General features: G+C 54.2%; 23 protein-coding genes, 3 pseudogenes and 1 riboswitch. Of the genes and pseudogenes, 5 read left to right on the top strand and 21 right to left on the bottom strand.

The annotated features are described in order from the left end of the window. Both petB and RC74_RS07290 read left to right on the top strand, forming a co-directional pair. Complete coding sequence (gene petB / locus RC74_RS07295; RefSeq protein ID WP_039003227.1) at nucleotides 1–1,332, top strand: cytochrome b; 1,332 nt, start codon at nucleotides 1–3, stop codon at nucleotides 1,330–1,332. Between the two features lie 17 nt (nucleotides 1,333–1,349). Then, nucleotides 1,350–2,132 carry a cytochrome c1 gene (locus tag RC74_RS07290; RefSeq protein WP_039003228.1) on the top strand — a complete coding sequence of 261 codons (783 nt, stop codon included), beginning with the start codon at nucleotides 1,350–1,352 and terminating at the stop codon, nucleotides 2,130–2,132. Nucleotides 2,133–2,193: 61 nt separating this feature from the next. Here the strand turns inward: RC74_RS07290 and RC74_RS07285 are convergent, their stop codons facing one another. The 3 genes from RC74_RS07285 to thiB are packed head-to-tail and all read right to left on the bottom strand — an operon-like array spanning nucleotide 2,194 to nucleotide 5,415. Continuing rightward, nucleotides 2,194–2,889: a thiamine ABC transporter ATP-binding protein gene (locus RC74_RS07285; RefSeq protein ID WP_039003229.1), complete on the bottom strand. Its 696-nt coding sequence runs from the start codon at nucleotides 2,887–2,889 to the stop codon at nucleotides 2,194–2,196. Beyond that, entirely contained in the window at nucleotides 2,876–4,453 is a 1,578-nt protein-coding gene (locus RC74_RS07280; RefSeq protein ID WP_039003230.1) for a thiamine/thiamine pyrophosphate ABC transporter permease ThiP, read from the bottom strand. The genes RC74_RS07285 and RC74_RS07280 overlap by 14 nt, the downstream gene beginning before the upstream one ends. After that, nucleotides 4,429–5,415, bottom strand: coding sequence for a thiamine ABC transporter substrate binding subunit (gene thiB / locus RC74_RS07275; protein WP_039003231.1), 987 nt, complete (start codon nucleotides 5,413–5,415; stop codon nucleotides 4,429–4,431). The genes RC74_RS07280 and thiB overlap by 25 nt, the downstream gene beginning before the upstream one ends. A gap of 34 nt (nucleotides 5,416–5,449) precedes the next feature. After that, nucleotides 5,450–5,547: riboswitch (TPP riboswitch) on the bottom strand. A gap of 90 nt (nucleotides 5,548–5,637) precedes the next feature. Between thiB and aroC the strand changes: the two genes are divergently transcribed. Next, nucleotides 5,638–6,738: a chorismate synthase gene (gene aroC / locus RC74_RS07270; RefSeq protein ID WP_039003232.1), complete on the top strand. Its 1,101-nt coding sequence runs from the start codon at nucleotides 5,638–5,640 to the stop codon at nucleotides 6,736–6,738. Here the strand turns inward: aroC and RC74_RS07265 are convergent. The 6 genes and pseudogenes from RC74_RS07265 to ade all read right to left on the bottom strand — a co-directional run bounded on the left by RC74_RS07265 (nucleotide 6,735) and on the right by ade (nucleotide 12,632). Next, on the bottom strand, nucleotides 6,735–7,142 hold the full coding sequence (locus RC74_RS07265) for a thioredoxin family protein (protein ID WP_039003233.1): 408 nt from the start codon (nucleotides 7,140–7,142) through the stop codon (nucleotides 6,735–6,737). The genes aroC and RC74_RS07265 overlap by 4 nt on opposite strands. 9 nt (nucleotides 7,143–7,151) lie before the next feature. Further along, nucleotides 7,152–7,865 carry a cytochrome c biogenesis CcdA family protein gene (locus RC74_RS07260; protein WP_039003234.1) on the bottom strand — a complete coding sequence of 238 codons (714 nt, stop codon included), beginning with the start codon at nucleotides 7,863–7,865 and terminating at the stop codon, nucleotides 7,152–7,154. Nucleotides 7,866–7,937: 72 nt separating this feature from the next. Next, nucleotides 7,938–8,809 (bottom strand): annotated as a pseudogene (locus RC74_RS07255) (DMT family transporter). Nucleotides 8,810–8,919: 110 nt separating this feature from the next. After that, nucleotides 8,920–9,207 carry an HU family DNA-binding protein gene (locus tag RC74_RS07250; RefSeq protein ID WP_039003236.1) on the bottom strand — a complete coding sequence of 96 codons (288 nt, stop codon included), beginning with the start codon at nucleotides 9,205–9,207 and terminating at the stop codon, nucleotides 8,920–8,922. A gap of 135 nt (nucleotides 9,208–9,342) precedes the next feature. Beyond that, nucleotides 9,343–10,827 (bottom strand): AMP nucleosidase, encoded by a 1,485-nt coding sequence (locus RC74_RS07245; RefSeq protein WP_039003237.1) that lies wholly within the window; start codon nucleotides 10,825–10,827, stop codon nucleotides 9,343–9,345. After that, nucleotides 10,824–12,632: an adenine deaminase gene (gene ade / locus RC74_RS07240; RefSeq protein ID WP_039003238.1), complete on the bottom strand. Its 1,809-nt coding sequence runs from the start codon at nucleotides 12,630–12,632 to the stop codon at nucleotides 10,824–10,826. Before ade ends, RC74_RS07245 begins: the two co-directional genes overlap by 4 nt. 100 nt (nucleotides 12,633–12,732) lie before the next feature. On the opposite strand from ade, the gene RC74_RS07235 reads away from it, so the two are divergent. Then, nucleotides 12,733–13,566 (top strand): SDR family oxidoreductase, encoded by an 834-nt coding sequence (locus RC74_RS07235; RefSeq protein WP_039003260.1) that lies wholly within the window; start codon nucleotides 12,733–12,735, stop codon nucleotides 13,564–13,566. Here RC74_RS07235 and dxs read toward each other — a convergent pair. The 6 genes and pseudogenes from dxs to RC74_RS07205 all read right to left on the bottom strand — a co-directional run bounded on the left by dxs (nucleotide 13,563) and on the right by RC74_RS07205 (nucleotide 18,785). After that, nucleotides 13,563–15,490 (bottom strand): annotated as a pseudogene (dxs, locus tag RC74_RS07230) (1-deoxy-D-xylulose-5-phosphate synthase). The gene RC74_RS07235 and the pseudogene dxs sit on opposite strands and share 4 nt — an antisense overlap. 17 nt (nucleotides 15,491–15,507) lie before the next feature. Then, entirely contained in the window at nucleotides 15,508–16,377 is an 870-nt protein-coding gene (locus tag RC74_RS07225; RefSeq protein WP_039003240.1) for a polyprenyl synthetase family protein, read from the bottom strand. 3 nt (nucleotides 16,378–16,380) lie between these two features. Then, nucleotides 16,381–16,623, bottom strand: a complete 243-nt coding sequence (locus RC74_RS07220) for an exodeoxyribonuclease VII small subunit (RefSeq protein WP_039003241.1) — start codon at nucleotides 16,621–16,623, stop codon at nucleotides 16,381–16,383. Then, on the bottom strand, nucleotides 16,620–17,555 hold the full coding sequence (locus RC74_RS07215; protein ID WP_039003242.1) for a histone deacetylase family protein: 936 nt from the start codon (nucleotides 17,553–17,555) through the stop codon (nucleotides 16,620–16,622). The genes RC74_RS07220 and RC74_RS07215 overlap by 4 nt, the downstream gene beginning before the upstream one ends. Nucleotides 17,556–17,577: 22 nt before the next feature. Continuing rightward, a complete protein-coding gene (locus tag RC74_RS07210) occupies nucleotides 17,578–18,282 on the bottom strand; it encodes a response regulator (protein WP_039003243.1) in 705 nt (234 codons plus the stop codon). Beyond that, on the bottom strand, nucleotides 18,279–18,785 hold the full coding sequence (locus RC74_RS07205) for a MarR family winged helix-turn-helix transcriptional regulator (protein WP_039003244.1): 507 nt from the start codon (nucleotides 18,783–18,785) through the stop codon (nucleotides 18,279–18,281). The genes RC74_RS07210 and RC74_RS07205 overlap by 4 nt, the downstream gene beginning before the upstream one ends. A 176-nt stretch (nucleotides 18,786–18,961) precedes the next feature. On the opposite strand from RC74_RS07205, the gene RC74_RS07195 reads away from it, so the two are divergent. Continuing rightward, complete coding sequence (locus RC74_RS07195) at nucleotides 18,962–19,831, top strand: branched-chain amino acid aminotransferase (RefSeq protein ID WP_039003245.1); 870 nt, start codon at nucleotides 18,962–18,964, stop codon at nucleotides 19,829–19,831. Between the two features lie 54 nt (nucleotides 19,832–19,885). Here RC74_RS07195 and RC74_RS07190 read toward each other — a convergent pair whose 3' ends face one another. The 6 genes and pseudogenes from RC74_RS07190 to mtgA form a co-directional block, all read right to left on the bottom strand. After that, nucleotides 19,886–21,259: an MATE family efflux transporter gene (locus tag RC74_RS07190; RefSeq protein WP_052274945.1), complete on the bottom strand. Its 1,374-nt coding sequence runs from the start codon at nucleotides 21,257–21,259 to the stop codon at nucleotides 19,886–19,888. Between the two features lie 22 nt (nucleotides 21,260–21,281). Further along, the gene (locus RC74_RS07185) at nucleotides 21,282–21,689 is read right to left on the bottom strand and encodes a glyoxalase superfamily protein (protein ID WP_039003262.1); all 408 of its coding nucleotides are present in this window, start codon (nucleotides 21,687–21,689) and stop codon (nucleotides 21,282–21,284) included. Between the two features lie 183 nt (nucleotides 21,690–21,872). Then, nucleotides 21,873–22,789 (bottom strand): annotated as a pseudogene (locus RC74_RS07180) (DMT family transporter). A gap of 18 nt (nucleotides 22,790–22,807) precedes the next feature. Next, on the bottom strand, nucleotides 22,808–23,791 hold the full coding sequence (gene queG / locus RC74_RS07175) for a tRNA epoxyqueuosine(34) reductase QueG (RefSeq protein WP_052274948.1): 984 nt from the start codon (nucleotides 23,789–23,791) through the stop codon (nucleotides 22,808–22,810). Nucleotides 23,792–23,847: 56 nt separating this feature from the next. Further along, complete coding sequence (gene fzlA, locus RC74_RS07170) at nucleotides 23,848–24,513, bottom strand: FtsZ-binding protein FzlA (RefSeq protein ID WP_039003248.1); 666 nt, start codon at nucleotides 24,511–24,513, stop codon at nucleotides 23,848–23,850. A gap of 53 nt (nucleotides 24,514–24,566) precedes the next feature. Continuing rightward, nucleotides 24,567–25,262, bottom strand: coding sequence for a monofunctional biosynthetic peptidoglycan transglycosylase (mtgA, locus tag RC74_RS07165; RefSeq protein WP_082802409.1), 696 nt, complete (start codon nucleotides 25,260–25,262; stop codon nucleotides 24,567–24,569). Between the last annotated feature and the right edge of the window lie 127 nt (nucleotides 25,263–25,389).

Here is a 25,389-nt window from a genome sequence, read left to right as displayed (position 1 = left end):
ATGTCAGGAATTCCGCACGATCATTACGAGCCCAAGACGGGCTTTGAAAAATGGGTCCACGAGCGTCTGCCCGTAATTGGCCTTTTGTACGATACAATCATGATCCCCACACCCAAAAATCTAAACTGGATGTGGATCTGGGGTATCGTTTTGGCATTCTGTCTGGTGCTACAAATCATTACCGGCATCATTCTTGCGATGCACTACACGCCACATGTTGACCTCGCCTTCTCAAGCGTTGAGCACATCATGCGCAACGTGAATGGTGGCCATATGCTGCGTTACCTGCACGCAAACGGCGCGTCCCTGTTCTTTATCGCCGTGTATTTGCACATCTTCCGTGGCCTTTACTACGGTTCGTACAAATCCCCGCGCGAGATCACTTGGATCATCGGCATGCTCATCTATCTGATGATGATGGCGACCGGTTTTCTTGGCTACGTTCTTCCATGGGGCCAAATGTCCTTCTGGGGCGCGACTGTTATTACCGGCTTGTTCGGTGCGATCCCCTTCGTGGGCGAAGCCTTGCAAACATGGCTCCTTGGCGGGCCTGCGGTGGATAACGCCACGCTCAACCGCTTCTTCTCGCTACACTTCTTGCTGCCTTTCGTGATTGCTGGCCTTGTGATCGTTCACATCTGGGCGTTCCACACAACGGGCAACGGCAACCCCACAGGTGTTGAAGTACGTCGCGGTTCCAAAAAAGAAGCTGAAGCAGATACGCTTCCGTTCTGGCCCTACTTCGTGATCAAAGACTTCTTTGCTCTCGCGGTTGTCCTAACTGTGTTCTTTGCGGTCGTTGGCTTCATGCCAAACTACCTCGGCCACCCTGACAACTACATCCCTGCGAACCCCCTTGTGACACCTGCGCACATTGTTCCTGAATGGTACTACCTGCCCTTCTACGCGATCCTGCGGGCCTTCACGGCGGATGTTTGGGCTGTTCAACTGACTTCTGCCCTCACAGGCGGCATTGTTGACGCTAAGTTCTTTGGTGTGATCGCAATGTTTGGCGCGATCTTTGTGATGGCTCTGGCCCCTTGGCTCGATACATCCAGCGTGCGTTCTGGTCGCTTCCGTCCCATGTTCAAATGGTGGTTTGCCCTTCTGGCCCTCGATTTCTTGGTCCTGATGTGGGTTGGTTCCCGTGATACAGAGTTCCCACATGACTGGATCTCGCTCATCGGTGCCACATATTGGTTCGCGTATTTCCTCATCATCCTGCCGCTCCTTGGCGTGATCGAGAAACCACTCCCAATGCCTGACACCATCGAAGACGATTTCAACGCCCACTATCCCAAAGATGCGTCCGACGCATCTGCGGCGAAGTGAGAAAGGATCAGAGAACAATGATCAAGAAACTCACCCTTTCCGCCTTTGCTGCTGTCATTTTATCAGCAGGATCGGCTTTCGCAGCGGGCGACGAAGCCAGCATCCATGATGCGGATTTCTCTTACGAAGGTCCCTTTGGTAAATACGACCAAAACCAACTTCAACGTGGCCTCAAGGTTTACACTGAAGTTTGTTCGGCCTGTCACGGCTTGCAATACGTCGCTTTGCGCACCCTTGGGGACGCAGGCGGCCCTGAGCTTCCCGAAGAGCAGGTTCGCGCCTATTCCACTCAGTTCGAAGTTTTCGATCCTGAGTTGGATGACTTCCGCGAAGCCAAACCTTCCGATCACTTCCCCGCTTCGGGTCTTGAAAACGCCCCTGATCTCTCGCTCATGGCCAAAAAACGCGCTGCGTTCCACGGCCCATACGGCACAGGGCTCAACCAGCTTATTCAGGGCATCGGTGGACCAGAATACATCGCCGCTCTCCTCACCAGCTACACAGGTGAAGAAAAAGAAGAAGCCGGATCGACGTTCTATGAAAACACCGCCTTCCCTGGTGGCTGGATCGCGATGGCTCCCCCTCTTGCCGGCGAAGATGTTGATTTCGACGACGGTCACAGCAACGAAATCCACCACGAAGCCGAAGATGTTGCGGCCTTCTTGATGTGGACTGCAGAGCCAAAAATGATGGCCCGCAAGCAGGCTGGCTTCGTCGCCGTGCTGATGCTTTTGCTTCTGTCCGTGCTTCTGTATCTGGTCAACAAAAAGATTTGGGCGCCCTACAAACGCAAACACTAGGCTGTTTCAAAGTTTAAAAAGTTTAAAAAGCGTCCTTTTCGAAGGGCGCTTTTTTTAAAATCTAGACCCCAAGATAGGCCGCAAGCTCTGCGGGCGGATCATCCAACGCGTCCTGCGTGTCCATCGGTGGCAACGCATTGCCCCCCGCCACCAGCACGGTTTTCTGCGCGATCCGACGGGCATCTTCGGGGTCGTGGGTGATCATCAAAAGCGTCGCGCCCGTGTCGTTGGCAACGTCACTCACAAGCTGCAACATCTCGCGTTTAAGCGCGGGTCCAAGCGCCGAAAACGGCTCATCCAACAGCATCAATGGACGGGCCCGCAGCACCATCCGCGCGATCGCCACACGCGCCATTTGCCCCCCCGAAAGTTCCGCCGGTTTGCTCTCGGCTTTCGCCTCCAACCCTACTTGTTCCAACGCCTCTGCAACCCGCGCGCTCTCCTCCTTGGACAACCGCAAATCGGGCCGAAGCCCAAGCCCCACGTTCTGGGCAACGGAGAGATGCGGAAACAGGTTGTTGTCCTGAAACAAGATACTCATGGGCCGCGCACCCGGCCCTAATGAGGCCAAATCCTGCCCCTGCCAAAAGATCTTTCCCGTCGTTGGCGCAAGGAAACCAGCGACCGCAGAAATTAGCGTCGACTTCCCCGCACCAGAAGGCCCGATCACCGCAACATGATCGCCAGTTTCGATCTCAAAATCGGCCTTTAAGGCGAAACTCCCCTGCATTAGGGTCACATTGTCAAAGCGGAGCATCGGTGCGCCCTCCTCGGTCAAACAGATAAAAAACACCCAGTGAAAGTAGCATCAACAACAGCGCAGCCCCCGCCGCATCGGCCATACGGTAGGCCCCCATCAAGTCATAAAGCGCCAAAGGCAGTGTCGCGCGCGCAGGGTCCGCAAACAGCGCGACCACGCCCAAATCCCCCATCGAAAGCGCTGCGGCCAGCCCTGCGACAAAGCCAATCGGACGCGCCAAACGCGGCGCTTCCAACAATCGAAAACGTGCAAATCCCTTCAGGTCAAGGCTCTGTGCCAAAGCCCCAAACCGCGCGTCACAGGCCTCAACCGCTGGCAAGAAAACCCGCATCGCAAACGGCAATGCCACGATCGAATTCACCAAGGCCGTAATCGGCAACGCCCAATCCTGCGGACTCGCAAATTCAAAGATCACAATGAACAATCCCGCTCCCATAACAAGTGGCGAAACCGCGACTGTCAGATAGCCAATAGCCTCCCCCAAACCACGCGCCGTCCCCCGCAAACGCGTCACCCAAAACGCCAGTGATAGCCCAAACACAACGGTCAAGCCTGTGGTCGCCATCGACACCAAAAAGGAGCGCCCCGCAGCCTGCCACACCGAAAGCGGCAGCGAAAAAAACCTCGGAACCCCGTCAATCACAATCATCGCCAGCGGCAGCCCCAAGAAGAGAGACGTCATCAAAAGCCAGACACTATCCCCCACATGCGAACTCCCTGTCGCATAATGATTTACCATACGATCAAATCCCCCGCCCACAGATGCAGCCCGCGCCAAACGCCAAGCCAAGAGAGCCGCGCAGCCCGACAGAGCAACTTGCAAAATCGCCAGAAGCGCGGCTTTGCTCAGGTCGAAATCAAAGCGGAAGGCATGATAAATCGCGAGCTCAAGCGTCGTTGATTTTGGCCCGCCCCCGATAGCAAGCGCGACCGCGAAACTCGTTGTGCAGATGAGAAAGATAATCGCGAAGGCCCCAGGAACAACCTCTGCGAGCATTGGATATTCAAGGAGTCGTCTACGATCTCGCGCTTTACATCCAAGGGACGCCGCGAGGCGAAATTGTTCCGACGGGATCGCCAACCACCCTTGCAGGATCAGACGCACAGCAAGCGGCAGATTAAAGAACACATGCGCAAGAACCACGCCGTGCAAACCGTAAATATGAATCGGTGCGATTCCGAATTGCCCCAGAAGCCAACTCACAATTCCCGAGCGCCCAAAAACTGCCAGCAACCCAAGAACAGCAACAATAACTGGAAGCACGAAAGGCGCGCCAAGTAAGGTGATCAACACCCGCCGCCCAAAGAACGACCGCCGCGCCAACGCCCGCGCTACGGGGATTGCCAAAATCACGCTAAAAAACGCGGAGAGAAGCGCCTGTTTGACCGTAAATGTCAGAGCGGAAATGTCTGCCTCGTTAATCGTGCTGCCGGCTTCTGCGCGCCACGCGACAATGCCAACGGTGCCAAAGCACAAGAATAGAATGAGAGCAGCCACCGCCGCCCCCACCCAGAACCCTATGCCGCGTTGGCGCTTTATTTTGACAGAGAGAGACGCCATTCCTCAAGCGCTCCGTCCCGTTCAGCTTGCGCATCCCCAGCTGCAAAAAGCAGCGCCTCTGTTGGGATGGTCAAAGTTTCAAACCCCTCAGGCAGACCGTCATCCGGCGTCACCGCGGGGTACATCCAATTGGTTGTCGGAATGATCGACTGAAACGCATCGCTCACCATAAACGCCAAAAATTCATCGGCCAAATCCGAGTGATCGGTATGCGCAACCTTGGCCGCGACCTCAACTTGCAAGTAGTGTCCCTCTTCAAAAGGCGCAGCACTTTTGCTGGCGTCCTCTTCCGCGATCAAATGATAGGCGGGGCTGGTCGTATAGGACAAAACCATATCGGCCTCGCCTTCAAGGAACATGCCATAGGCCTCGGACCAGCCTTTGGTCACGGTGATAATATTGTCCGAAAGCGCTTCCCAAATGGCGGGGGCTTCATCGCCATAGGCCGCCTTCACCCACATCAAAAGACCAAGGCCCGGTGTGGAACTGCGCGGGTCTTGGATAACGATTTTCAGATCGCTTGCTGCCAGCTCTTTAAAGTTTGCAGGAGGGGTGGAGATCTTTGTATTGTCATAGATAAACGCGAAATAGCCCCAATCATAGGGGATGAACATTGTGTCTTCCCACTCGATTGGTAAGTCAAACGCGACGCCCTCCTGCCCGTGCAACGCAAAGAGACCCGTTTCCGCCGCAGCCGCCGTCAAATTCGTGTCTAATCCAAGGACAATGTCAGCTTTTGTTCGCACGCCTTCAAGACGGACGCGCGCCAAAAGGGCGGCACCATCGCCCGCACCAACCAGTTTCAAGTCGCATTCGCATTGCGCTTCAAACGCTTTCTCAATCGCCGGACCCGGCCCCCAATCGGACACAAAACTATCGTAGGTATAAACTGTCAGCTCTTGGGTATCCGCCGTGGCCGCGCTGGCCAAAACGATACCCGCTGCAATCATGGAATATTTCATTCGTATTCTCCATCATGCGACGGGCGGATGAAGGGGGAGAATCCCAGACCTTCCCTCCGCCGATCTTAATCGGTTCAGGTTCAACGGGTCCACTTTCGTATCTCAGCCACTAAGGCCCCCCGAGGTAAGACCACACCTATTGATCTGATTGCATTGGTGCAAGGCATATCCACTTGAGCCAAACGCAGGGGACATGTACAGATCAGAGCAAAGGAGCCGCATATGTCGATGAACAGTTTTGGACACCTCTTTCGAGTCACAACTTGGGGTGAAAGCCACGGACCCGCCCTTGGGGCGACGGTTGACGGCTGCCCGCCCAATGTCGAAATCAACGAGGCGATGCTGCAAAAATGGCTCGACCTGCGCAAACCTGGTCAAAATAAATACACGACCCAGCGGCGCGAAGCAGATGAAGTTCGGATTCTGTCTGGCGTTTTTGAGGGGAAAACCACTGGCACGCCTATTCAGTTGATGATCGAGAACACCGATCAGCGCAGCAAGGACTACGGCGATATTGTCGAGAAATTCCGCCCCGGTCATGCCGATATTACCTACTATCAGAAATACGGAATTCGGGACCACCGTGGCGGCGGACGCAGTTCTGCCCGCGAAACGGCGGCGCGTGTAGCCGCAGGTGGGATTGCGCGCGCGGTTCTTGATATTTTGCTTCCTGATCTTAAGATCAAAGGATTCATGGTGCAAATGGGACCGCATTCCATTGACCGCGAAAATTTTGACTGGGATCAAATCGATCAAAACCCCTTTTGGACACCCGACGCGATATCGGCCAAAGATTGGGCAACCTACTTGGACGGGTTACGCAAATCTGGAAGTTCCGTCGGTGCGATTGTTGAGGTTGTGGCGCAGGGCGCGCCCGCAGGCCTCGGCGCGCCGGTTTATGCCAAGTTAGACACTGATTTGGCCGCCGCGATGATGAGTATTAACGCGGTAAAAGGCGTTGAAATTGGCGAGGGCATGCATGCTGCAGTACTGACAGGCGAAGAAAACGCCGACGAAATTCGTATGGGTTCGAACGGACCGGAATATACTTCAAACCACGCGGGCGGCATTCTGGGCGGGATTAGCACAGGCCAAGACCTCGTGGTGCGCTTTGCGGTCAAGCCAACATCCTCGATCCTCACGACCCGCAAAACAGTGTCTAAAGCAGGCGATGATACCGAAATCATCACCAAAGGCCGCCACGACCCCTGTGTCGGGATTCGCGCCGTTCCCGTGGGCGAAGCAATGATGGCCTGCGTGATTTTGGACCATTTTTTACTTCACCGTGGGCAAGTCGGCACGAACCAAGGGAAGATCGGCTAGGCTGCGATTCCCGCATCCAACAGAGCTTTGATTTCTTCCTCGCTGGTGCCAAGGGTGACGCGGCCAATTTCTGCGTCGCCTTTCAACACAACCAAAACAGACCGGCGTGGAATTTTCAGGCGACGAGCTAATTCGTCTTTTGAATATTGATCCCAATCAAAATACACGAACAATAGACCCGCATCATAGGCAGGATTTTCCGCTCGTAACTTTTGAATTACGCGGTTCTGCGCCGCGCAGGTGGTGCACCAATCCGTGGCGAAATCGATGAAAACAGTTTTCCCTTCGGCGAGGGCTTTGTCCACCAATCCGGGCGTATAAGCCACCGAACCAGAATTCGCTTGGGCGCTTAGGGGAAGCGTTGCCAAGGCGGCAGTGAAGGCAAGAAAATATCGTCTGTCCATTGGGACCTCCTAGATTGAAACGGAAAAATCAACGAGCCACGCGGGAAGGTTTTGCAACGCCCAGCGCTCGAGAATGATGTGAAGTTGGAAGTAGATTGCAGCGCCCACGAGGATAAAGGTGATCCCCATAATGACGCGCGACTTTGCCGCAATTCGGCGCATTAGAGCCTGTCGCTTAAGCAAGGTTGCGCGCGCGCCATAGGCCAACAGCAGGATCACTGTCGAGACTCCGAGGGCAAAACTCACCATAATCAACGTGGCCCAAACGAGGCTCTCTCCTTGGGTGGCAAGTGCAATCGCGCCGCCCAAGGTGGGTCCAACACAGGGACTCCAGACCGCGCCCAACAGTGCTCCGCCCCAGAACTGTCCCCAAAGCGACTCGCGATTTAAGCCGTCAATGTTTTGATCTGCTTTCAGTGAAAGGCCGGATGTCGCGCGGCTGAATTTATCGCCGAGTTTGGGCACCAGTAGAACTACGCCAAAGACCACCATCAACACCGCGCCGATACGGGCGACATCCTCTGGCAATATCCCCACCGCAAGGCCGATGGTGGAAAGCGCCACGCCAAGCACAACAAAGGTCAGCGACATGCCCGCAGCAAGGGCCAGTGGGCCGCGCGGGCTGGCCTGAAGGGCCGTCGCCAGAACAATCGGCAATACCGGCAAAACGCAGGGGTTGATCAACGTTAGAAGTCCCGCCAGATATCCAAAAACTAATTCCATATTTCGGAGCTAGCAGGTTTCAAACGCCCTGTCAGGCGCGCGCGGTAAGGGTCGCGTGTTTGTGAAGCTTCGTTAGATTGGTTTTTGGCGCGCGAGTTGAACCGCAAGAATGCCAAGCGAAATTATCACCACGCCGATGATGTCCCACATGCCCAAAGTTTCGCCCAGCATAACGGCCGCCACCGCCGCCCCTAGGAACGGATTGAGGAAATGGAATGTCGCTGCGCGGGTCATGCCAATGCGATCCACCAGCTTGAACCAAATGACCGTGGCCATCAGGCCCGGCACAAGAACGGTATAGGAAAACGCGGCAATGAGTTTGGGCGAGAAATTCACGGACATGTCTTCGCCAATCACAACGGAGGCAATCGCCAAAACAATCGCTCCGACAAACATTTGCAAGCCCACGATCATCATCACATTTCCACCAGACGACGCGCCTCGCATCGAGAGCGTGGCGACCGTAAGGCCGAGCACACCAACGATGCAATAGGCGACTCCGATCAGATCAACGCCACCACTCAAGCGCGTTCCGAGAATCAGAAATGTTCCAACAAAGCCCGCGGCGAGACCCACCACGGCCTGTTTGGGGAGGCGTTCCGACAGAAATACCCAACCCGCGAAGGCCACAAGAAGCGGCATTGTCGAGGCAATGATCGACGCGAAAGAGGCTTCAATGCGCTGCATCGCCATAAAGAACAGCCCGAGATAGAGCGCATTTTGGCAGAGACCGAAAACAAATGTCGATTTCCATTGTGTGCGGGTGAGGTGCCACGTTTGCCCCATCGCGCGGGCGATCAAAACACCCAAAATTCCTGAGATGAAAAACCGAAGCGAGAGGGAGGCCAAGGGGGCGCATCGGCAACAATGATCCGCGCCGATGTAAAGGCGGAACTCCATGCGAAGGCAAAAACAAGCCCCATCAACAAAGACCGAAAGTCCATCTGCGTCCCCTTTTGGAAATTTCGTGAAGCCAATAGAAAAGGGCCGCCAAAAAGGCGACCCTAAACAATTTCTGCGCCGCCACAAGGGCCGCACATCCATTTGAAACAGCTTAGCCGTTCACGCTATCTTTAAGCGCTTTTGCAATTGTCATTTTGACAACTTTGTCGGCTTCTTTTTGAATTTGCTCGCCAGTTGCTGGGTTGCGAACTGTACGCTCAGGACGCTCGCGGCAATAGATTTTGCCAACGCCTGGAAGTGTCACGGAACCACCAGCAGAAACTTCGCGTGTAATAATCGCGATTACGGCATCAAGTGCGCCGCCTGCGGATTTTTTGTCTGAGCCCATTTCCTCTGCGAGTGCAGCTACAAGTTGGGTCTTGGTCATTGGTTTTGCCATTTTATGGTCTCCTTGTTCTGCCCTTGATATTGGGCCTCATCGTCGGCATTTAACTGAATATTGTTGAACTACACAACGATTAGTGTCGAAAAAAGACACTTTTTTCTAAGTTTTTTTCAAAAAAACGACGGTAATTTACAAAAATGCCGTTTCATCGAAGCTTCTGAGCTTGCGAGAATGGATTTTCTCCAAAGGTTGCGAGCGCAGACTCTCCATGGCCTGTATCCCGATTTGGAGATGTCTGGCCACCTGAGTCTTGTAAAAATCGCTCGCCATACCGGGGAGTTTGAGTTCTCCGTGGAGGGGTTTATCCGAGACACAGAGCAGCGTTCCATAGGGAACACGGAAGCGAAAACCGTTGGCCGCAATGGTCGCGCTTTCCATATCTAGCGCAACCGCGCGCGATTGTGAGAGCCGTTGAACGGGGCCGGATTGATCGCGCAATTCCCAATTCCGGTTGTCTATGGTGGCGACCGTTCCTGTCCGCATAATCCGCTTCAAATCATACCCCTTTAGTTGGGTCACAGATTCGACCGCATCCTCAAGGGCGATTTGAATTTCGGCGAGGGCGGGAATCGGCACCCAAGGTGGAAGATCATCGTCCAAAACGTGATCTTCGCGTAGATATCCGTGCGCGAGAACGAAGTCGCCAAGGCTCTGGGAATTCCGAAGCCCCGCGCAATGTCCCACCATGAGCCACGCATGAGGACGCAGCACCGCAATGTGATCGGTGGCGGTTTTTGCATTGCTCGGCCCAACCCCGATGTTGACCAAAGTAATGCCCGAACCGTCTTTGCGTTTCAGGTGGTAGGTCGGCATCTGTGGGGACTTTTCGGGCGGGATGATCGGCGTGTGCGGATCAGTAATCACAACATTGCCAGTGGAGACAAAGGACGTGTACCCAGAGGACTTGTCGGCCAAGACCTTACGGGCATAGGCCTCAAATTCCTCCACATAGAATTGGTAGTTGGTAAACAGTACGAAGTTCTGGAAATGCTCAGCCCGAGTAGCGGTATAGTGTTGAAGGCGCGCCAAGGAATAATCGACACGTTGTGCAGTGAAGGGGGCCAAGGGGCCCGTGCCATCACTCGAAACCGTGTTGAACCCGTTGACGATATCGTCGTTTGTTGTAGCCAAATTGGGAACGTCAAACACATCGCGCAGGGGGAATCTCATCGCACCATCTTGAGGTACTGTCACATCCTCATCATTGGCGACGGCAAAATGCACCGGCATCGGAGTCGTCGAGATACCCACAGACACAGGCACGTTGTGGTTGCGAAGGAGCAGTCCGATTTGCTCAGTCAGATAGCCTTTGAACAAATCCGGGCGTGTGATTGTCGCGGCGTAGGTTCCAGGTTCGGCGACATAGCCAAAGGACAAACGGCTGTCGGAAAGCGCAAAACTGGTCGTTGTGATTCTAATCTCCGGGTAAAAGGCGCGGTATTTTGCATCGGGGCGCGGGCCCAAAACTTTAGAGCTAAATTTTTCGCACAAAAAGCTGGAGGCTTCTTGGTAGAGTTCCGTAAGACGTGCGACCGCTGCCTCCGCCGAGTCAAAGTTTTCGGGCCGAGCTGTCGGTGGTGTGTGGACTGGTAAATTCAAGTCTTCGGTTCTCATTCTTTATCCTCAATCAAATCGGTCAGTTCGAATTTTGTTACATCCACAAGGCCAAGATCGCTGATCCGTAACTCGGGGATCACAACCAACGCCAGCAAGGAATGCTGCATATACGCATTGTTCAGGGTGCAACCACAGTCCAACATCGCTTCGACCAATTTGTCAGCCTTCGCCGCCACGACTTTGGCAGGTAAATCCGACATAAGCCCAGCAATCGGAAGTTCGACCAAAGCCAGCTCCTTACCGTCCTGAAAAACAGTCACGCCGCCACCAACTTCGCCCAATCGGTTTGCAGCTGCGGCCATATTTGCGCGGTCCGTTCCAACGACAATCATATGGTGGCTATCATGCGCAACAGTCGAAGCAATAGCCATGCGGCCTTGATATTGGAAACCCGAAACAAAGGCATTGGTCACGCCGCCGGTGCCCAAATGACGTTCGACCAAAGCAATCTGGCAAACGTCTTGTGCTTGATCCCCTTCGATCAAACCATCAACCACCAAAAGATCCCGTGTTAGAGCCTTTGTCGGCGCTTGATTTTCAACCACGCCGATGACTTTAACAGTCACTGCATTTGCCCCTTCGGGAGCCTTGATTTCAAAATCTTCGGCGACACGGTCACGACCAAGGTTCACAGTTTGCCGCGCATGTGTGGGCCACTTAAGATGGGGGCAATCGACCTTGATCTCTCCATCCTGTGCCACGGTCACGCCACGCGCAATCACGCGGTCAATCGGCAGAGTTGTCAAATCGCTCGTGAGGATCACATCGGCCCGCCGTCCGGGTGCAATAGAGCCTAGTTCACGCTCCAAACCGAAATGCGTTGCCGTGTTAATCGTCGCCATTTGCAGCGCAATTACAGGATCACATCCGCAGGCAATCGCATGGCGCACCACACGATTCATGTGGCCCTCATTTACCAACGTCCCTGAATGGCAGTCATCGGTGCATAGAATAAAGCTGCGCGGGTCGAGGCCTTTTTCGGTCACGGCAGTAATTTGGCTTTCGACGTCATACCATGCGGAGCCAAGCCGCATCATGTGGCGCATCCCTTGACGCACGCGCGCAATCGCATCGGCCTCACAGGTTCCCTCGTGATCATCCGCTGGGCCACCCGCCGCATAGGCATGAAAGGCTGGGCCTAAATCGGGACTGGCATAGTGACCACCAACCGTTTTACCCGCATTCTGGGTAGCGGCGATTTCGGCCAGCATTTTTGGATCGCCATTGACCACACCGGGGAAGTTCATCATCTCGCCAAGGCCGATAATTCCGGGCCAGTTCATCGCCTCAACCACATCCTCTGGCGTAATCTCAAAACCCGTAGTCTCCAACCCCGGTGCCGAAGGCGCACAGCTTGGCATCTGGGTAAACACATTTATGGGCTGCAATAGAGCCTCATCATGCATCAAACGCACGCCCTCAAGCCCAAGGACATTTGCGATTTCATGGGGATCCGTGAACATCGACGTCGTGCCATGGGGCACAACGGCACGGGTGAATTCAGCGGGCGTCAACATGCCGCTCTCGATGTGCATATGCGCGTCGCACAGACCGGGGATCATAAATGCGCCGTCGGCGTCGATGATCTCCGTGTCTGGACCAATGCAATGTTGCGCGTCAGGCCCGCAATAGGCAAAGCGCCCGTCCGCGATGGCTAAATCATAACCTTCTAGCACTTCGCGCGTGTGAACATTGACCCATTTGCCATTGCGAATGACGAGGTCTGCGGCTTCTCTTCCGGCCGCGACAGCAACCAGTCGGGCTGCACTTTCGGGCCAAGTTTTAAGGGGGCTATTTTCCATAGGTCATTTGTTCCTAGATTTCGGGTATGTGCAAGTGAAGAAAATGCGACAATGGCGTTTCTCGCTTGCGGCCCGAAGCAAGATTTCGCATCCTATCCCGATGAAAAAACACCTCTTATCCTTCGGCCACGGCTACAGCGCACAGGCGTTTAGTGCCCTATTAGACCCTGATCTATGGCAAATCACAGGCACGAGTCGTGCGGGTGGTAACCAGACCATCGCATGGCCGGGAACGTCGATTTCCCCTGCATTAGAAACTGCAACGCATGTGTTAGTGTCAATTGCGCCGGATGAGAATGGTGACGTTGTCCTCAAAACACTTGGCGATGAAATCGCCCGCGCTGCACCGCACCTTGAATGGGTTGGGTATCTTTCGACAACGGGCGTTTATGGCAACCATGACGGCGGCTGGGTTGATGAGGCTACGCCGCTCACGCCTTCAACAAAGCGCGGCGAAATGCGCGTCTTGGCGGAATCTCAATGGCAAGAACTGGCTAAATCCGCGGGGCTACCTCTTCATATATTTCGCCTTGCGGGGATTTACGGCCCAGGGCGTGGCCCCTTTGCAAAGGTGCGCAATGGAACGGCACGCAGGATTATCAAGAAAAATCAGGTCTTTTCGCGGACCCATGTCGCGGACATTGCGCAAGTTTTGGCGGCCAGCGTGGCGCACCCCAACCCGGGGGCGATTTATAACGTCTGTGATGACTTCCCTGCGCCACCCGAGGACGTGATCGGTTTTGCCGCCGAACTTCTCGGCGCGCCAATCCCACCCGCGATTGATTTTGACACAGCAGAAATGTCACCGATGGCGCGAAGCTTTTATGCAGAGTCAAAACGGGTTCGAAACGACAAAATCAGAGACGAATTAGGCGTAAAGCTGTTGTTTCCCGACTATCAATCGGGCCTACGCGCCTTATTAGAGGAAGATTAAGCGCGTTGACTTGAAATCTGCGCCACGCCCAGCACATCCAGAACTTTCGCTTCGATATGCTCGCGGTTCATCGCCGCATCCGCATACATATCAACTGGATTTGCATGGTCGATAAACGTGTCCGGCAGCACCATGGAGCGGAACTTGAGACCTGTGTCAAACACGCCCTCTTCGGCCAGCAATTGAGCCACATGGCTTCCAAAACCACCGATTGCGCCCTCTTCGATTGTGATTAGCGCTTCGTGGTCGCGTGCGAGGCGAAGGATCAATTCGCGATCCAACGGTTTCGCAAAGCGCGCATCAGCAATCGTTGGGGTGATACCCCGCGCGGCAAGTTTCTCTGCGGCTTTTTCGACTTCTGACAGACGTGTCCCAAACGAAAGGATCGCAACCCGTGCGCCTTCCTGGATCATGCGCCCCTTACCGATTTCAAGCGGAATACCCCGTTCGGGAAGGTCAACGCCCACGCCTTCGCCGCGTGGAAAGCGGAAGGCACTGGGGCGGTCATTGATGCTGGCGGCAGTTGCAACCATATGCACAAGTTCGGCCTCATCGGCGGCCGCCATCACGACAAAATCGGGAAGGTTGGCCAAAAAGGCAATGTCAAAGCTACCCGCATGGGTCGCGCCATCAGCCCCAACTAGGCCCGCGCGATCAATCGCGAACCGGACCGGAAGGCGCTGGATTGCCACGTCATGAACCACCTGATCATAGCCGCGTTGCAGGAAGGTGGAATAAATCGCACAGAAGGGTTTTATCCCACCGGCAGCAAGGGCGGCGGCAAATGTAACGCCATGTTGCTCGGCAATTCCGACGTCAAAACAACGGCTAGGATAGCGTTCCGCGAAGAGGTTTAGGCCCGTACCGTCCGGCATCGCGGCCGTCACTGCTGCGATCTTGTCGTCTTTTGCCGCCTCGGCGAGCAATGCCTTCGCAAAAACATTGGTATAACTTGGGGCATTTGACGGCGGTTTTTTCTGCTCGCCCGTCAAAACGTCGAATTTCGCAGTCGCATGGCCCTTGTCGCGGGCACTTTCAGCAGGGGCGTACCCTTTGCCTTTTTTCGTCAGTACGTGAATGAGCATCGGCCCCGTCGCACGGGATTTCACTGTCCGTAAAACCGCCAATAACGCGTCCATGTCATGGCCATCAATCGGACCGACATAGGAAAAACCAAGTTCCTCAAAAAGCGTGCCGCCTACGGTCATGTGTTTGACCATTTCCTTGGCGCGTTTGGCCCCTTCTTGGAAGGGATGGGGCAACAGGCTCACCGCGCCACGTGCAGCCGCTTTCAATTCTTGAAACGGTGCGCCCGCATAAAGGGAGCTTAAGTAGCTCGACATCGCGCCAACGGGGGGCGCAATCGACATTTCATTGTCGTTAAGGATGACGAACATGCGTTTTTTCAAGTGACCCGCATTGTTCATGGCCTCATAGGCCATGCCCGCGCTCATCGATCCATCGCCAATCACCGCGATTGCGTCGCCGATACCGTGCTCAGGGGCGCCGCCCAAATCGCGCGCCACAGCAAATCCCAACGCCGCCGAAATCGACGTGCTTGAATGTGCCGCGCCGAAGGGATCGTACGGGCTTTCGCTGCGCTTGGTGAAGCCCGACAGGCCGCCTTTTTGGCGCAAAGTCCGAATGCGATCACGGCGACCCGTGAGAATCTTATGGGGGTAACACTGGTGGCCCACGTCCCAGATCAAACGGTCCTTGGGCGTATCGAAAACGGCATGGATCGCGGTTGTTAGTTCAACAACCCCAGACCCGCCCCAAGATGGCCTCCTGTGACGGAAACAGCTGAGATCGTCTCTGCGCGCAACTCGTTCGCAAGTTGAGTCAGCTCAGGGTCACTGAGGGCTTTCATGTCGGCGGGGGCCGAAATGCGATCAAGAATAGGCGTGACTGGTCTTTGGCTCATGCGGCCCTCCTACGGGCTTAACTTTCGCGTGCAATAACGAAACGCGCGGCTTCGCGCAAGTTCTGTGCTTTGTCGCCGAAGGGTGCGAGGGCGGATTCGGCCTCATCAATCAGGTCAGATGCGCGTTTTTTCGCCTCATCCATCCCCAAAAGCGAGACAAACGTTGCCTTTCCGGCCTCGGTGTCTTTGTTTAGGCGTTTCCCTGCTTTTTGCGCGTCGCCTTCAACATCCATGATGTCATCTGCGATTTGAAACGCAAGGCCGAGCGCATTGGCATAGTGACGCAGTGGCCCCACATCCTGCCCCGCGAGGATCGGCCCCGCCATAGCGGACCATTGAATAAGCGCGCCGGTCTTATTTGCCTGAAGCTCGGTAATTTGGTCCAAGTTTAGCGGCGTTAGAGCCGTTTCTGATGCTATGTCTTGCATTTGCCCCAGCACCATCCCTTGCCCACCAGAGGCCCGCGCCATTGTTTGGATAAGCTCAATCCGTGTCGAGGCCTTGGGCGCACATTCCTTGCTTGCAAGCAGGTCAAACGCGAGGGTCTGTAAGGCATCGCCTACCAAAACGGCGGTCGCCTCGTCCCATTTCACGTGGACAGTGGGCAGGCCACGGCGCAAATCATCGTTGTCCATGCAAGGCAAATCATCGTGCACCAGCGAGTATGCGTGCAGTGCTTCCACTGCCGCGGCGGCCCAAACAGATTGCCGTGGATAGACACCGTATAACCGCGCACCTTCGATCACCAAAAACGCCCGAAGCCGCTTTCCACCCGTCACCGCGTAACGCATTGCGTCGGTCAACGGGACGTTGGGGTATCGCGCAAGCGTTTGGGTAAGACAGGCCGAAACCTCGTCTGCGGCCTGCGCCAAAGCGTTTTCAAACATGTGTTAGAGACCTTCAACCGGCGTCGTACCAATCGGGACACCGCCCTCGCCCAATTTAATGGCGGCGACTTTTTCTTCAGCTTCTTTAAGCTTAGCGTCACAGTGTTCTTTGAGTTTGGCACCGCGTTCATACAGTTTGATCGACTCGTCCAACGCCACTTGGCCGTTGTCCAATTGTCCAACCACTGCTTCAAGCTCGGCCATCGCCTGTTCAAAACTCATTTCGCTCACTAGGGTGTCGCTCATGCGCCGCGCTCCATCAAAATTTCCACATGCGCGGCCGTCGCTTCGGCCAACGCCTCCAAATCATACCCGCCTTCGAGAGACGAGACCACCCGTCCCGCGCAGGTTTGGTCCGCCAAATCGCAAATCTTTTCCGTGAGCCATCTAAAATCGTCGGTTTCCCAATTGAGCCCTGCCAATGGATCGGCGCGATGCGCATCGAAACCTGCGGAGACAAGGATCAATTCAGGACGGAATAGAGCCACATATGGGAGGATTTCCTCGGAATAGACCCTGCGCATTTCGACCCCACCAGACCCTTCCGCAAGGGGGACATTCATCACATTGTTCGCGGAACCCGTTTCATCGGCCGACCCTGTTCCGGGGAACAATGGCATCTGGTGGGACGAGGCAAAGGCAATGCGCGAATCCCCCTCTATGAGGTCTTGGGTGCCATTTCCGTGGTGCACGTCAAAATCGATAATCGCGACATGCTTGAGCCCATAAACGTCCACCGCATATTTGGCTGCAACGGCAACTGAACCAAACAGGCAAAACCCCATTGGCGTTTCGCGTTCGGCATGATGTCCGGGCGGACGCACGGCGGCGAAAGCATTTTGAACCTCGCCCGACAGCACCAAATCAACGGCCCGCACACAGGCCCCCGCCGCGCGATATGCGGCGGCAACCGAGCCCGCCGAAATATATGTATCGCCCTCGATTTGGGCGATTCCAGCATCGGGTGCTGAATCCCGAATATCCATGATATGCGATTTCGGATGCACCCTGAGCAAATCATCATCCGCCACCAAAGGGGCCTTTTTACGCAGAATAGGGTCGAATTTTGCATCCGAAAGCGCCTCAAGGACCCGCTCCAAACGTGCGATTTGTTCGGGGTGGCCCTGAGGCGTTTCGTGCAGAAGGCAATCGGCATGGGTGAGAAGAGCAGTCGTCAAAACGAACTCCTGTTTTAGAAGGTCAATCGCTTCCCAGCATATAGCCAGCGCCACGAACGGTTTGAAGATAGCGCGGCTGCTTGGGATCGGCCTCAATTTTGCGACGCAGACGGGTTATTTGCACATCTACGGCGCGTTCTTGCGCCTGCCCCTTGTCGCGTCCAAGGTCCTCAACAAGCTGCCCTCGCGAAAGCGCCTCGCCCATGTTGGCGGTGAAAATTTTCATCAATGCACTCTCGGTTGCCGTTAGCCGGATTGGGGCATCGCCTCGCGCCAATTCCGCACGACTCACGTCGTATCGCAGCGCACCCAAGGTGATTATCTTCGGCCCATTTTGCGCATCAATCGCCGCAGGAATCCGCCGCAAAATCGCGTTAATCCGCAAGAGTAGCTCTTTGGGCTCAAACGGTTTGGCAAGATAATCATCCGCTCCGGCCTCAAGCCCTGCAATCCGGTCTTCTGTTTCGCCTTTAGCGGTCAGGAGCAAGATCGGCGTGGTAATCGTTTCGCGCAAACTACGCGTCAGGCTGATTCCGTCCTCGCCCGGCATCATGACATCCAACACGATTAAATCAAACTCAAGCCCGGATAAGATGCGACGCGCATGCACGGCGTCCCTCGCAGCCGTCACCCAAAAACCGTTCCGAATGAGAAACTTTTGAAGCAGGCCTCGGATGCGCTCATCGTCATCGACAATTAATAGGTGGGCTTCGTTTGCATCGCTCATGAACCGCTCTCCTTGAAATTCTTATACTGGCGCCGCTGGTCCGGGTCCATCATTGCTTCCAAAACTTGCCTAAATCCCGATACGGCCTCGGGCCCCGCTGCGCGAAACGCCGTCCGCATACGGGCGCGCTGCGCATCGGAAAGATCGGCTTCGAGAACCTCACCGCTTTCGGTCAGAAACAAATGCCGTTCCCGCTTATCTTTCTTTCCTATGCGGCTTTCAACCAAACCGTCTTCGATCAAAGTTCGCAAGACACGATTTAGAGACTGTTTCGTGACCCCAAGAACCAGTAACAGATTATTTACTGTGGTCCCCGGACTTCGATGAATGAAATGAACCGCACGATGGTGCGCGCGACCGTACGCGTAGTTCGCCAAAATCCGATCCGGATCAGCCGTAAATCCGCGATAAGCAAAGAACATCGCTTCAATCCCTTTGCGCAAATGCTCATCTGTCAGAAACAAAAGGCTTTCTCCGCCTTGAGCTGTCGAACCATCGGCCATATCGATCTCCTTGCGAATGCTATTCAGTTCGATTTTATGTCAGCCTTGTTGACTTTCCAAGAATCAAATAGTAGCAAAGATCAGTTTTTACGCAATAATATGTCCGAAACGGTCATTACTTGCGCAACTTATGAAAAATCAGCCGCGCAGCACGGCAAAATTCGAGGAGAGACCAAATGACCACTGGATATGATGACCGCGACGGAAAGATCTGGATGGACGGAAAACTTGTCGAATGGCGCGACGCAAAAGTCCACCTTTTGACCCATGGTTTGCATTATGCGTCCTCCGTATTCGAGGGCGAGCGTGCCTATAACGGCAAGATTTTCCGCAGCATGGATCACTCGGTTCGCCTGCGCAAATCCGCTGAATATATCGATTTCGAAATTCCCTTTACCGTTGAAGAAATCGAAACCGCAAAATACGAAACGATGAAAGCCAACGGCCTCACTGACGCATATGTGCGCGCGATCGCATGGCGCGGCGCAGGTCCGGATATGGGTGTCGCCTCCGCGCGCAATCCTGTCCGCCTAGCAATCGCGGCGTGGGAATGGGGCAACTACTACGGTGACGCAAAATATAAAGGTGCGAAACTGGACATCTCCAAATGGAAGCGTCCAAGCCCGGAAACGATCCCTTGCTTCGCAAAAGCAGCCGGCCTTTATATGATCTGCACAATGTCAAAACACGCCGCCGAAGCCAAAGGCTGCTCCGATGCGATGATGTTCGATTACCGCGGCTATGTTGCCGAAGCGACCGGCGCCAATCTTTTCTTTGTCAAAGACGGCGAAGTTCACACACCCTTGCCTGATTGCTTCCTCAACGGATTGACCCGCCAAACAGTCATCACAATGCTGGGCGAAAAAGGCATCAAGGTTCATGAGCGGCACATCAATGTGGAAGAGCTCGAAGGCTTTGAGCAATGCTGGCTCACAGGTACTGCGGCGGAAGTAACGCCCGTGGGGCAAATTGGCGCCTACAATTTCGAAGTCGGTGCACTTGCACGTGATATTTCGGAAAGCTACGAAAAACTCGTCCGCGTTTAAGCTAAGCTGTGTGACAATAAGAATTCGGCGTCCGAGTGATCGGGCGCCATTTTTTTATGCGAATTTCGCCGTATTAGAGCCTTTTAACACCCCTGTTCGCTTTAAAACCACGAGCGTCAACAGAAGGACAAAAACCTCGGCAACAGCGCCAGATATCCAAATCCCAATTTCCCCAACCAAGCTCGGCATGAGAACCAATAGCGGAATCCCGAAAATATACGTGCGCGAAAGGTTGAGCAGTGCGGCACGCCGCGCGTCCCCGATGGCTTGAAAATACATTCCCACCATCATTTGTGGCCCGAAAAGAAAAAGCGTGAGCGTTGCGAAAGGCAGAATGCGTGCAAACTCGTGAACTGTTGCAGCATCAGTCACGAATATTCCACCGATTTCCGAGCGAAACAGATACAAACACGCCTGAAACCCTGCGCAATAGACCCCCGCACAGATCATCGACACACGCAGAGCGGCCCGCGCACGTTCCGGCTTCCCTGCCCCGAAATTATTTCCCACAATCGTCTGGGTCGCAAACGACAATCCCAAGATTGGCATAAACACAAACGTCATGACCCGTGTCGAAATACCATACGCACCCGCGATGGCTTGGTAATCGACGGACCAAATTTGCAGCAGGAGAATCGTAATTCCGGCACTAAGCGCAAAGCCGATATAACCGAGGCTTGCTGGCGCACCCAAAGCCAGAAACGTGCGCCATAAATGGGGGGAGGGAGTAAAGCTTTGGCGCGAAACTTCAAAACTCCAGCCGACCTTCGCTCGATAGGCGAAAATCGCGGCAATCGCCAGCATTTGAGGCACAATTGATCCCCATGCAGACCCCGCGACGCCCATCTCAAGCTCTGCAACAAAGATGTAATCGAACAGAATATTGAGCAGTGCGGACAGGACAGAAATCAACGCCATCGCCGCCATACGCCCCTCTGCCCGTAAGGAATCCGTATTGATTGACAGGAAAAACACCAAGGGTGACCAATGGATCGAGAGGGAAATATACGTGTACCCATGGCGTGCTAGCTCCGCAGAACCATTCGCAGCCCAGGCGACCAAATCCCGACCGAATGCTTGAAAAATAGAGACTAATAATACGCAAAACAACGTTGTGAGGAGCGAGGCCTGCACGTAACTGCGACCAGCTTCGAACGTGTCGCCGGCGCCCAATTGGCGCGCTAGAACGCTGGAAAACCCTGCTGCGACAAGAGTTGAAAGAGCAACAACAAACATGAAAATCGGAAACATCAACGTGACAGCAGTCAGAGCTTCGGCCCCAACATAGCGCCCGAGAAAATACGCATCAATCGTGGCAAAGGATCCGTTGATGACCATCACAAGGATAATTGGAAATGCAGTTCGGGCAAAAACAACTCCAAGTGGGTCGGTCAAAAACGGGTTCTTTACATGAATAGTGGACGTCATAAATACTCCTGTTTCGACCCAGTTACAGGGACACGACCATGTGCGGATGGCCATTCGTAGTTCTATCGACAGAAACACCATTCGTGTTGATAATTTTATTCGCACGGTTCTTCCAATTGGAGAAACTGTCAAAAATAACCACGTCAATCAGGGCATCAAACTCAATATTCACGCGGAATAGACCCGCATTTTCTGATTTTAGCGACAGTACTTTCCCCGAGAAAGGCACCTGAAGATAAAGCCCTGATACGCGCTGCCCAACCTGAACGGGGGGCTGGGGGCCGGCGGACGCGACCAGTGTATTCCAATCGCGATATCCATATCGTTTGGCAATTTCTTCGAGAGCACGGCTATGAGATATTTCCCGCGTCGTACGCATTGCTTTGGCCTGCTTTTTCAAGTCAGCTAGATAGGGAAATTCGGGGGACATTTCGCGGTCCTTTTCATTCAGATCACGGGAAAATCGGGGCGCTCGCATTGCCACATTCCCATCTGATGAAAGAAACGGCGGGATTAAAGAGGACTTCACCAATGACGAATCAGCGAGCGGCAGGGGCCTCACCCTTGGGTGCCGAGTAAGTCATGCCGGATACTCTGTCAATTGTCCTGAGGATTAAAGCGGGCCCGTAACTTTGCGCTGCTGGGCACGTTTCAAACCAAGATGCCGCTCTCGAAGGATAATCGCGACCCCCGCCGCCATAACCAAGCCAGCACCAGAGAGCATGATGGTCGTTGGCACTTCGTCAAACAAAAAATACCCGACAAGCAGCGCCATTATCATCGATGAATACTCAAAGGGAGCCACAAGAGATGCATCAGACAAGCGGTAACTGGAGGTGAGGAATATCTGACCGAACCCGCCAAGAATACCCGCGAGAACAAGGAAGACGAGGCTCCATGCACTGGGCCAAACCCACCCAAACGGAATCGTAAAAAGCGACAGAATTGTGGCGGTAATCGAGAACCAAAAGACCACTGCACTCGTGCGCTCGGTCCGAACCAATTTCCGAATAAACACCTGTGCTAGAGCTGCAAAACACGCCCCCATGAGAACCAGAAGCGCACCGAGCGCCTCCTTCTCTGCAAGGCCATTCCCCAAGGTCGAAAACCGTGGCGAAAGAACAATCATAACTCCAACCATTCCAACGAAAACAGCGGACAAACGAAAAATACCGACCTGTTCGCCCAGAAACATTGCCGCAAAAATGACCACCAAAAGGGGGCCGTATACCCGATCGCAGTAAATTCAGGGAGAGGAAGCAGGGTAAGCCCCGCGAAACTCAACCCCATCGCTGTCGTACCAACAAGACCGCGCCAAACATGCCCCATCGGGCTTTTGACGGTCAGACCGGTCGATAATTTCTTTTGCCAGATTAACCATACAAGAATAACGGGTAGAGCGAAAAAGGAGCGAAAGAACACGAGTTCCCCTGAGGGGACCGTCCCATTGGTCGCCTTTAAACACGAAGCCATAGCCACGAACATTGTGACTGACGCAATTTTAAAAAATATCCCTGAGAAGTGTTCCATGATTAATTGATAGGGGAATTAGCTGACCATGGAAAGCCGCGCTTTGGCCCAGATTGCAGCATCCCGAACTACCGCGTCATCGTCCGATAAAAGTGGCTCTATTGCTGGCCGAAAGCGCGTTTCTCCGCTATTCCCGATGGCATAGAGAACATTGCGAATGAACCTATTACGCCCTATCCGCTTAATAGGTGAGCCGGAAAATTTTTCCCGAAATTGCGTGTCGGTGAGCGTCACGAGTACGTCCAATGGAGGGGCAATCAGATCGTCCTTGGCGGCGTAACGAAGCTCCTGCGCCTCGACTGCAAATTTATTCCAAGGGCACGCCGCAAGGCAATCATCACAGCCATAGATATGGTTGCCCATGAGGGCGCGAAGTTCTTCGTCCACGGGTCCGTGATGTTCAATGGTCAGATAGGAAATGCAGCGCCGCGCATCCAGTTGGAAAGGCGCGGGAAAGGCCTTGGTCGGGCAAGCATCAAGACAGGACGTGCACGAGCCACAGTTTTCACGCGCGGGGGAATCCACAGGTAGCTCAATCGTTGTAAAGATAGCGCCTAGAAAAAACCAACTCCCAAGATCACGGGACAGAAGATTGGTGTGTTTCCCTTGCCAACCCAGCCCCGCAGAGGCTGCGAGCGGCTTTTCCATAACAGGGGCCGTATCGACAAACACCTTGATTTGGGCGTCGGGATCCTGCTCCAAAAGCCACCTTCCCACACGTTTGAGCCGCTTTTTAACAATATCATGGTAGTCGCGATTTTGTGCATAGACACTAATCGCACCGCAATCACGCTTGCTCAAAACATGGCGCGGATCATGCGTCTGGGTATAGGGTTCCGCCAACATAATGACGCTTTTCGCCTCAGGCCAAAGGGCATCTGGGGCGCCCCGCCAATGCATGCGCTCCGCCATCCAGCTCATTTGCCCATGGCGTTCCTTGCTGACGAATGCTTCCAATCGCGCGGCGATTTCAGGGATCGAATCCGGGCGGCAAACGCCCATTTGGGCGAACCCTTCGATCTTGGTTTGCGCAGTAAGTTTTTCTTTGAGCAGGGCGCTCAAAAATCAAGGTCCGTGTAATGTGCGGGTGGCGGAAAACCTGGCACTTGGTCGGCGAGAATACTGCGAAATGCGGGCCGCGACTTAATCTTTGCATACCACGTTTTTACGTTGTCATTCCGATTCCAGTCGACGTCCGAAATATAGTCTAATGCAGACAAATGTGCCGCCGCCGCGAAGTCTGCGAGGGACATGGCATCCCCTGCGAGCCAGCGCCGTTGGTCCAATATCCACCCCATGTAGTCGAGGTGATACTTAATATTGCGCGCGCCTGCCTTTACGTTAGCACTGTCCGGATAGCCTTGCGCCATGACCTTTTTATTGACCCGCTCATACAGCAACTTTGAGGTGACTTCATGATGGAATTTATCATCGAACCAACTCACCATCCGACGCACTTCAAACCGCTCCACGGCACCCTTTGGTAAAAGGCTCGGCGTTGGGTGGGTCTCTTCAATATACTCGCAAATTGCTGAACTCTCGGCCATCATCATCCCGTCCATTTTTAGAACCGGCACCTTGGCTGCGGGGTTGCGGCGCAAAAACTCGCCGTCCTTTTCCCAGTATCTTTCTTCGACCAACTCTACTTCAAGTTTTTTTTCGGCCAAGCTTAGGCGTACCTTGCGGCAAAAAGGCGAGAGCGGGGAATGGAATAGTCGGATCATAATAGGTCACTCAAGATGGTTTCCCCCTTAACTGCCGTGAATCTGTCCAAAATTCAACCTTCGAAACACGCAGAGCGACCGTCTGCTTTGATTGTCGCGGCTCCGTCGGCGATACTGCGCGCATGTTTGCTAAGCCAAGTTGTGGGCTTGCTCGCCGAACGCCCTTTGGGGTTAGGAAGGACAGCCGCAAGGAGGCTCGCCTGAGTTGCCGTCAACTCCGAAGGCGTTTTCCCGAAGTAGTGATGGGCGGCGGCGTCCACGCCAAAAACACCTTCGTCAAACTCGGCTATATTCAAGTAAACTTCGACGATGCGTTTCTTGGTCCACACGGCCTCAACTGCGGGGGTCAAGCCCGCTTCGAGAACTTTGCGAACCCAGCTTCTCCCGTGCCAAAGATAAACATTTTTCACCACTTGTTGTGAAATCGTCGACGCGCCCCGCGTGCTGCCTGAATCCAGTGCTGCGCGGATCGCCGTCATATCAAACCCCCAATGATTGCAGAAGTTTGCGTCTTCGGCCGCGACGACACTGCGCGCCATATGCGGGGAGACATTTTCGATAGCAATCCATGCTCGATCAATGCCACCAAGCCGTCGCGCTTCGGACAAAATATACGGTGTCGTCGGCGGGCTAATGACGGAATAGACAATCACCCCAAAGGCCAAGAAACCTAGAACCGCAAATACAGCGCGGCGTATCCAACGGCGGACAAATTGAACGGGTTGAAACCGTGGCCCCGAATCGCGCATGGCTTTTTCCACCTGCTTCTCACGGGTCTCGGGCTTGGATGCTGCCCGTTTGACTGGTTTCTTTTTTGCTTTTCTGACCACAAAAGACACTGAGCATGCACAATCAAAATGGTCAAGTCATACGCAC

This window comes from Falsihalocynthiibacter arcticus (assembly GCF_000812665.2).
Lineage (GTDB): Bacteria > Pseudomonadota > Alphaproteobacteria > Rhodobacterales > Rhodobacteraceae > Falsihalocynthiibacter > Falsihalocynthiibacter arcticus.
Note: the sequence above shows the minus strand (reverse complement) of the source record. Positions and strands in the feature narration are given on the sequence as shown.

Coding starts and splice junctions, on each gene's coding strand:
- queG (WP_052274948.1), bottom strand. CDS start 23,791: ATGGGCGTTTGCCGCCCGGATTCGATCCCTGAAATCGCCGCGCGATTG.
- RC74_RS07260 (WP_039003234.1), bottom strand. CDS start 7,865: ATGGAATTAGTTTTTGGATATCTGGCGGGACTTCTAACGTTGATCAAC.
- RC74_RS07210 (WP_039003243.1), bottom strand. CDS start 18,282: ATGAGCGATGCAAACGAAGCCCACCTATTAATTGTCGATGACGATGAG.
- RC74_RS07185 (WP_039003262.1), bottom strand. CDS start 21,689: ATGTCCCCCGAATTTCCCTATCTAGCTGACTTGAAAAAGCAGGCCAAA.
- RC74_RS07290 (WP_039003228.1), top strand. CDS start 1,350: ATGATCAAGAAACTCACCCTTTCCGCCTTTGCTGCTGTCATTTTATCA.
- RC74_RS07265 (WP_039003233.1), bottom strand. CDS start 7,142: ATGGACAGACGATATTTTCTTGCCTTCACTGCCGCCTTGGCAACGCTT.
- petB (WP_039003227.1), top strand. CDS start 1: ATGTCAGGAATTCCGCACGATCATTACGAGCCCAAGACGGGCTTTGAA.
- RC74_RS07220 (WP_039003241.1), bottom strand. CDS start 16,623: ATGAGCGACACCCTAGTGAGCGAAATGAGTTTTGAACAGGCGATGGCC.
- RC74_RS07235 (WP_039003260.1), top strand. CDS start 12,733: ATGAAAAAACACCTCTTATCCTTCGGCCACGGCTACAGCGCACAGGCG.
- RC74_RS07195 (WP_039003245.1), top strand. CDS start 18,962: ATGACCACTGGATATGATGACCGCGACGGAAAGATCTGGATGGACGGA.
- RC74_RS07280 (WP_039003230.1), bottom strand. CDS start 4,453: ATGGCGTCTCTCTCTGTCAAAATAAAGCGCCAACGCGGCATAGGGTTC.
- thiB (WP_039003231.1), bottom strand. CDS start 5,415: ATGAAATATTCCATGATTGCAGCGGGTATCGTTTTGGCCAGCGCGGCC.
- RC74_RS07250 (WP_039003236.1), bottom strand. CDS start 9,207: ATGGCAAAACCAATGACCAAGACCCAACTTGTAGCTGCACTCGCAGAG.
- RC74_RS07190 (WP_052274945.1), bottom strand. CDS start 21,259: ATGACGTCCACTATTCATGTAAAGAACCCGTTTTTGACCGACCCACTT.
- RC74_RS07245 (WP_039003237.1), bottom strand. CDS start 10,827: ATGAGAACCGAAGACTTGAATTTACCAGTCCACACACCACCGACAGCT.
- mtgA (WP_082802409.1), bottom strand. CDS start 25,262: ATGCGCGATTCGGGGCCACGGTTTCAACCCGTTCAATTTGTCCGCCGT.
- fzlA (WP_039003248.1), bottom strand. CDS start 24,513: ATGATCCGACTATTCCATTCCCCGCTCTCGCCTTTTTGCCGCAAGGTA.
- RC74_RS07205 (WP_039003244.1), bottom strand. CDS start 18,785: ATGGCCGATGGTTCGACAGCTCAAGGCGGAGAAAGCCTTTTGTTTCTG.
- RC74_RS07285 (WP_039003229.1), bottom strand. CDS start 2,889: ATGCTCCGCTTTGACAATGTGACCCTAATGCAGGGGAGTTTCGCCTTA.
- RC74_RS07225 (WP_039003240.1), bottom strand. CDS start 16,377: ATGTTTGAAAACGCTTTGGCGCAGGCCGCAGACGAGGTTTCGGCCTGT.
- ade (WP_039003238.1), bottom strand. CDS start 12,632: ATGGAAAATAGCCCCCTTAAAACTTGGCCCGAAAGTGCAGCCCGACTG.
- aroC (WP_039003232.1), top strand. CDS start 5,638: ATGTCGATGAACAGTTTTGGACACCTCTTTCGAGTCACAACTTGGGGT.